Genomic DNA, 5811 nt, shown 5'->3' on the forward strand with positions numbered 1-5811 from the left:
CGGCCAGGCGCGCGGCCACGGCCCGGACCTGGCCGGCGTCGACCTCGCGGACCCGGGCGAGGGAGGCCGCCAGGTCCACGTACTCCCCCGTGACCAGCTCGGCCCGTCCCAGCCGGGACATGCGGGCGCCCGTGGACTCCATGCCCAGCACGGTGCCGCCGCAGATCTGCCCGTGGGCGCGCGCGAGCTCCTCCCCGGTGACGTCGGCCTCGGCCATCCGGTCCAGCTCGGCCTCCATCAGCGCGGCCACCTCGTCCACCCGGTCCGGCTGGCAGCCCGCGTACAGGCCCCAGTAGCCGGCGTCGGAGTACCCGGCGGAGAACGAGTAGGTGTTGTAGGCCAGGCCGCGGCGCTCGCGGATCTCCTGGAACAGCCGCGAGGACATGCCCCCGCCCAGGACGGACTGCATGACGCCCAGGGCGAAGCGGTCCGGGTCCGTGGTGGACAGCGAGCGGCCGCCGACGAGGACGTTGGCCTGCTCGACCGCCTTGGTGACGGTGTGCGTGCCGGTCCGCACCCGCGAGGCCGCGGCCCCGGCGGTGTCCACGGCACGACGCGGGGCGGGCAGGGCCCCCTGGGTGAGCTCCCAGCCCGAGGCGCGCAGGGCGGCGAGGACGAGGCGGCAGACCTCGTCGTGGTCGAGGTGGCCGGCGGCGGTGACGACGAGCTCGTCCGGGCGGTACCAGTGCGTGTAGTGCCCCACCACATGGTCGCGGGTGACGGCCCGGATCGTCTCGGGCGTGCCGCCGATCGGCCGGCCGAGGGGGTGGCCGTCCAGCATGACCTCGGCGAGCTTCTCGTGGGCCACGTCCACGGGGTCGTCCGCGTCCATGGCGAGCTCCTCGAGGATCACGCCGCGCTCGGTCTCGAGCTCGTCCGGGTCGATCAGGGAGGAGGTGAGCATGTCCGTGAGGACCTCCACGGCCATCGGCAGGTCCTCGTCCAGCACGCGGGCGTGGTAGACGGTGGACTCCTTGGCCGTGCCGGCGTTGGACTCCCCGCCCACGCGGTCGAAGGCGGCCGCGATGTCCATCGCGGTGCGCGTGGGAGTGCCCTTGAAGAGCAGGTGCTCGAGGAAGTGCGTGGCGCCGTAGCCCTCGGGCGACTCGTCACGGGACCCGACGGCCACCCAGTAGCCGATGGTCACCGAGCGCTGGTCCGGCATGGCCTCGGTGAGCACGCGGCCGCCGCCGGGCAGCACGGAGCGGCGCACCACGGAACCGTTGCCCTCGTCCGCCAGCACGCCGTCGAAGTCCAGGGGGATCTCACGGTGAACACTCATGACGGCCATTCTCGCCCATGCGCGACGACGGCGCCGCACCACTCGCGGGGAGGGTGCGGCGCCGTCGTGGTCACCGGGCCGGGCGGGGCGGATCAGGCCTCGATCTGCGAGGACTCGATCGCGTCCGCGGTCTCGGCCAGGGCGTCGGACTCCGCCACCACCGGGGAGAGGGACAGCTTGCCGCGGTCGTCGATCTTGGTGATCTCGACCTGGACCTTCTGGCCCACGCCGAGCACGTCCTCGACGTCGTCCACGCGCTTGCCCTCGTTGAGCTTTCGCAGCTCGGAGATGTGCAACAGGCCGTCCTTGCCCGGGGTGAGCGAGACGAACCCGCCGAACGTGGTCAGCTTCACCACGGTGCCGAGGTAGCGCTCACCGACCTCGGGGACCTGCGGGTTGGCGATCGCGTTCACCGCGGAGCGCGCGGCCTCGGCCGAGGCGCCGTCGGTGGCGCCGATCAGCACGGTGCCGTCGTCCTCGATGGTGATGTCCGCGCCCGTGTCGTCCTGGATCTGGTTGATCATGGCGCCCTTGGGGCCGATGACCGCGCCGATCTTGTCCACCGGGATGCGCACGGAGATGATCCGCGGGGCGGTGGGGGCCATCTCGTCCGGGGCGTCGATGGCGGCGTTCAGCACGGACAGGATGTGCAGGCGCGCCTCGCGGGCCTGCGTCAGGGCGGCGGCCAGCACGGAGGCCGGGATGCCGTCCAGCTTGGTGTCCAGCTGGATCGCGGTGACGAACTCCGCGGTGCCGGCCACCTTGAAGTCCATGTCGCCGAACGCGTCCTCGGCGCCGAGGATGTCGGTCAGGGCCGCGTACTGGGTCTGGCCGTCCACCTCGGCGGAGACCAGGCCCATGGCGATGCCGGCCACGGGCGCACGCAGCGGCACGCCCGCGTTCAGCAGGGACAGGGTGGAGGCGCAGACGGAGCCCATCGACGTCGAGCCGTTGGAGCCGAGGGCCTCGGAGACCTGGCGGATCGCGTAGGGGAACTCCTCGCGGGCCGGCAGCACGGGCACGAGGGCGCGCTCGGCGAGGGCGCCGTGGCCGATCTCGCGGCGCTTCGGGGAGCCCACGCGGCCGGTCTCGCCGGTGGAGTACGGCGGGAAGTTGTAGTGGTGCATGTACCGCTTGGCCGTCTCCGGCGCCAACGAGTCGATCTGCTGCTCCATCTTGAGCATGTTCAGCGTGGTGACGCCCATGATCTGGGTCTCGCCGCGCTCGAAGATGGCGGAGCCGTGCACGCGGGGCAGGACCTCCACCTCCGCGGTCAGCTTGCGGATGTCCGTCAGGCCGCGGCCGTCGATGCGCACCTGGTCGGTGAGGATGCGGCGGCGCACGATCTGCTTGGTGAGGGAGCCGTAGGCCTTGGCGATCTCGCCCTTGCGCTCGGCGAAGTCCTTGCCCTCGCCGGCGAGCTCCTCGAGCACCTCGAGCAGGTAGGCGTCCGAGGCCGACTCGCGCTCCTGCTTGTCGCCGATGGAGAAGATCTCGGTCAGGCGGTCCGTGGCGAGCTTCTCGACGGCGGCGTAGGCGTCGTCCTGGTAGTCCTGGAACACGGGAACGTCCACCGGGTCCTTGCCGGCGCGCTTGACCAGGTCGGCCTGGGCCTCGCACAGGGCGCGGATGAAGGGCTTGGCGGCCTCGAGGCCCTCGGCCACGATCTCCTCGGTGGGCGCCTGCGCGCCGCGCTCCTTGACCAGGGTCCAGGAGTCCGGGGTCGCCTCGGCCTCGACCATCATGATGGCGACGTCGTCGCCCACCACACGGCCGGCCACGGCCATGTTGAACACGGCGCCCTCGAGCTGGGAGTGCTTCGGGAACGCGACCCACTGGCGCGTGCCGGAGCCGTCGTCCATGAGGGCCATGCGCACGCCGCCGATGGGACCGGAGAACGGCAGGCCGGACAGCTGCGTGGACAGGGAGGCGGCGTTGATGGCCACCGTGTCGTAGATCTCGTCCGGGGCGATCGAGGTGACGGTCACGACGACCTGGACCTCGTTGCGGATGCCCTTGACGAACGCCGGGCGCAGCGGGCGGTCGATCAGGCGGCAGGTGAGGATCGCGTCCGTGGACGGGCGGCCCTCGCGGCGGAAGAACGAGCCGGGGATGCGGCCCGCGGCGTACATGCGCTCCTCGACGTCCACGGTCAGCGGGAAGAAGTCGAAGCCCTCGCGGGGCGACTTGCCGACGGTGGTGGCGGACAGCATCGACGTCTCCTCGTCGATGTAGACCATGGCGGCGCCGGCGGCCTGCTGGGCGAGGCGCCCGGTCTCGAAGCGGACGGTGCGCTTGCCGTACGAGCCGTTGTCGATGACGGCCTCGGCGAAGGTGATCTCAGGACCCTCCATGAGGGCCTCCTTTCAGGTGGACGGCGCCGCAGGCGTCCCTGTCCCCCTGGTCTTCGATCGAGGCCCTCGGCATCCCGCCGTGCGGCGGGGTCCGGGAGCCACTGTCGAGGACCGCGAGCGATGGGCGCGGAGCCGTCGGGTGTGTCGATGATGCGGGGATGCGCGCCATGGCGCGCCGGAGTGCCGCAGGCTACGGCGATCTCTCCCCCGGTACACACTACGTGCGTCCGGGGGCAGACGAAAGGCGGCGCCGGCGCTCGCGGGTCTCCCGCGGGCTCCGGCGCCGCCTCCTCAGGTCACTTGCGCAGGCCGAGGCGCTCGATCAGCGCGCGGTAGCGCTCGATGTCGACCTTCTGCAGGTAGCCGAGCATGCGACGACGGCGACCGACCAGGGCCATCAGGCCGCGACGGGTGTGGTGGTCGTGCTTGTGCTCCTTGAGGTGCTCGGTCAGGTCCTTGATGCGGCGGGACAGGACCGCGATCTGCACCTCGGGGGAACCGGTGTCGCCCTCGTGGGTGGCGTACTCCTTGATGATCTGCTGCTTGACAGCGGGATCCAGGGCCATGGTGGGCCTCCTTCACTTCGGTACCGCGAACACGGGCCGCGCCCCGCCGGGGCGGACGACGCGGGGCCCACCCCACCGCGGACTGCAGGGAGGCCGAGGGTCGAGTCTACCGCATCGCCTACCCTGGCCCGGTGAGCACCCCACCGGTCCCCCACTCCCCGGCCCCGTCGTCGTTCCCCCTCCGGCCGCCCGCGCCGCCCCTGGATCTGCCGCTGATCGGCCACGGCTACCCCGCGCTGCTGCGCACGCCGCGGGCCCGATGGTGGAACCCGCTCGCGTCCTTCGGCCTCGTGCTGGCCGGCCTGGTGGGCCTCCTCGTGCTCGGGGGCGTGCTGGGCGCTCTCGCCCTGATCGCCACGTCCGGGCCCGCGCTGCTCGGCGCGGCCGACCCGACGGACGTGACCGACCTCGACCTGTACTCCGCGCCCATGGTGCTGCTGAACAACCTCCTGCTCGCCGCGCTGATCGGGGTCGCGCTGCTGGCCGTGGCGCTGGGCCACCCCGTCGCCGCCCGCTTCGTCCACTCGGTCGAGGGCCGCGTGCGCTGGCGCTGGCTGGCGCGCTGCGTCGTCGTGCTGACGCCGCTGTTCCTCGCCTACGTGCTGGGCGCGTGGGCCCTCGACGGCGCCCCCACGGCCCCGCGCGCGCAGGACTGGGTCTGGCTGCTCGTCATGGCGTTCGTGCTCACCCCGTTCCAGGCCGCGGGCGAGGAGTACCTGTTCCGCGGGTGGCTGCTGCTGGCCGTCGGCACGTGGATCCGCCGGCCGGTCGTGGCCGCCGCGGTCACCGCGGTGCTCTCGGCGGCGACCTTCTCGCTCGCCCACGGCTCGCTCGACCCGTGGATCCTGCTGGACCTCGCCGCGTTCGCCGTCGCCGCCGTCCTGCTCACGTGGCGCACGGGCGGGCTCGAGGCCGCCGTCGCCCTCCACGTGGTCAACAACGTGGTGATCATCGCCGTCGGCACGCTCGTGGGCACCGTCGAGGACAGCTACGTGGGCGCGGAGACCGCCGGCTCCCCGGCGGCCACGCTGCTCTCGGTGGCGGTGGTCGCGGTGGCCACGGCGCTGCTGCTCTGGCAGGCGCGGCGGGCCGGGATCGCCCGGACGGTCCCGGTCACCGTGGGCGCCCGCCCCTGACCGGCGCCGCCCACCAGGCCACCGTCACGTAGGGCACCTGCAGGACCGCGTCCGCCGCATGGCCCAGGTGCTCGTGCAGGTACCAGTCGAGGTTGGCCGTCATCCGGGACCGGATCCGCTCGTCCGCGCGCAGCCAGTACGAGCGCGAGGCCATGAGTCCGTGCAGCCCCGCCGCGGTCATGGGCTGCGTCCACGCCCAGCGCGCGTGCTCCTCCGCCCCGAACGGGGCGCCGAACCGGCGCTGCTCCGGCCGGGCGGCGTGCACGTCCCCGGCGTGCATGATCCGGGTGAGACGGTGCACCCACGGCACCGCCGTGTCGAGCTGGTTCCACACCGCGGCCAGGCGCCCACCCGGGCGCAGCACCCGTGCGGCCTCCGCGCTCGCCGCGGCCGGGTCCATCCAGTGCCATGCCTGGGCCGCCACCACGGCGTCGGCGCTCGCCGCCGGCAGGCCCGTGGCCTCGCCCGTGCCC

General features: G+C 73.1%; 5 protein-coding genes. 1 reads left to right on the forward strand and 4 read right to left on the reverse strand.

What is annotated here, in order from left to right; all coding sequences use genetic code 11:
• The 3 genes from HMPREF3105_RS05315 to rpsO all read right to left on the reverse strand — a co-directional run.
• Window positions 1-1282: M16 family metallopeptidase (locus tag HMPREF3105_RS05315; protein WP_070708925.1), on the reverse strand; the 1282-nt coding region annotated here is incomplete at its 3' end.
• A 92-nt stretch (window positions 1283-1374) separates the two neighbouring features.
• Window positions 1375-3636: a polyribonucleotide nucleotidyltransferase gene (locus HMPREF3105_RS05320; protein ID WP_036315001.1), complete on the reverse strand. Its 2262-nt coding sequence runs from the start codon at window positions 3634-3636 to the stop codon at window positions 1375-1377.
• Window positions 3637-3932: 296 nt separating this feature from the next.
• Window positions 3933-4202: a 30S ribosomal protein S15 gene (gene rpsO, locus HMPREF3105_RS05325; RefSeq protein ID WP_017488396.1), complete on the reverse strand. Its 270-nt coding sequence runs from the start codon at window positions 4200-4202 to the stop codon at window positions 3933-3935.
• A 131-nt stretch (window positions 4203-4333) separates the two neighbouring features.
• Here rpsO and HMPREF3105_RS05330 point away from each other — a divergent pair, with 131 nt between their 5' ends.
• On the forward strand, window positions 4334-5338 hold the full coding sequence (locus HMPREF3105_RS05330) for a CPBP family intramembrane glutamic endopeptidase (RefSeq protein ID WP_044658601.1): 1005 nt from the start codon (window positions 4334-4336) through the stop codon (window positions 5336-5338).
• Here the strand turns inward: HMPREF3105_RS05330 and HMPREF3105_RS05335 are convergent.
• On the reverse strand, window positions 5316-5811 hold a 496-nt coding region (locus HMPREF3105_RS05335), incomplete at its 5' end, for a methyltransferase domain-containing protein (RefSeq protein ID WP_141762436.1). The two genes, HMPREF3105_RS05330 and HMPREF3105_RS05335, sit on opposite strands and share 23 nt — an antisense overlap.

The sequence above is a fragment of the Micrococcus sp. HMSC31B01 genome (assembly GCF_001816085.1).
Lineage (GTDB): Bacteria > Actinomycetota > Actinomycetes > Actinomycetales > Micrococcaceae > Micrococcus > Micrococcus luteus.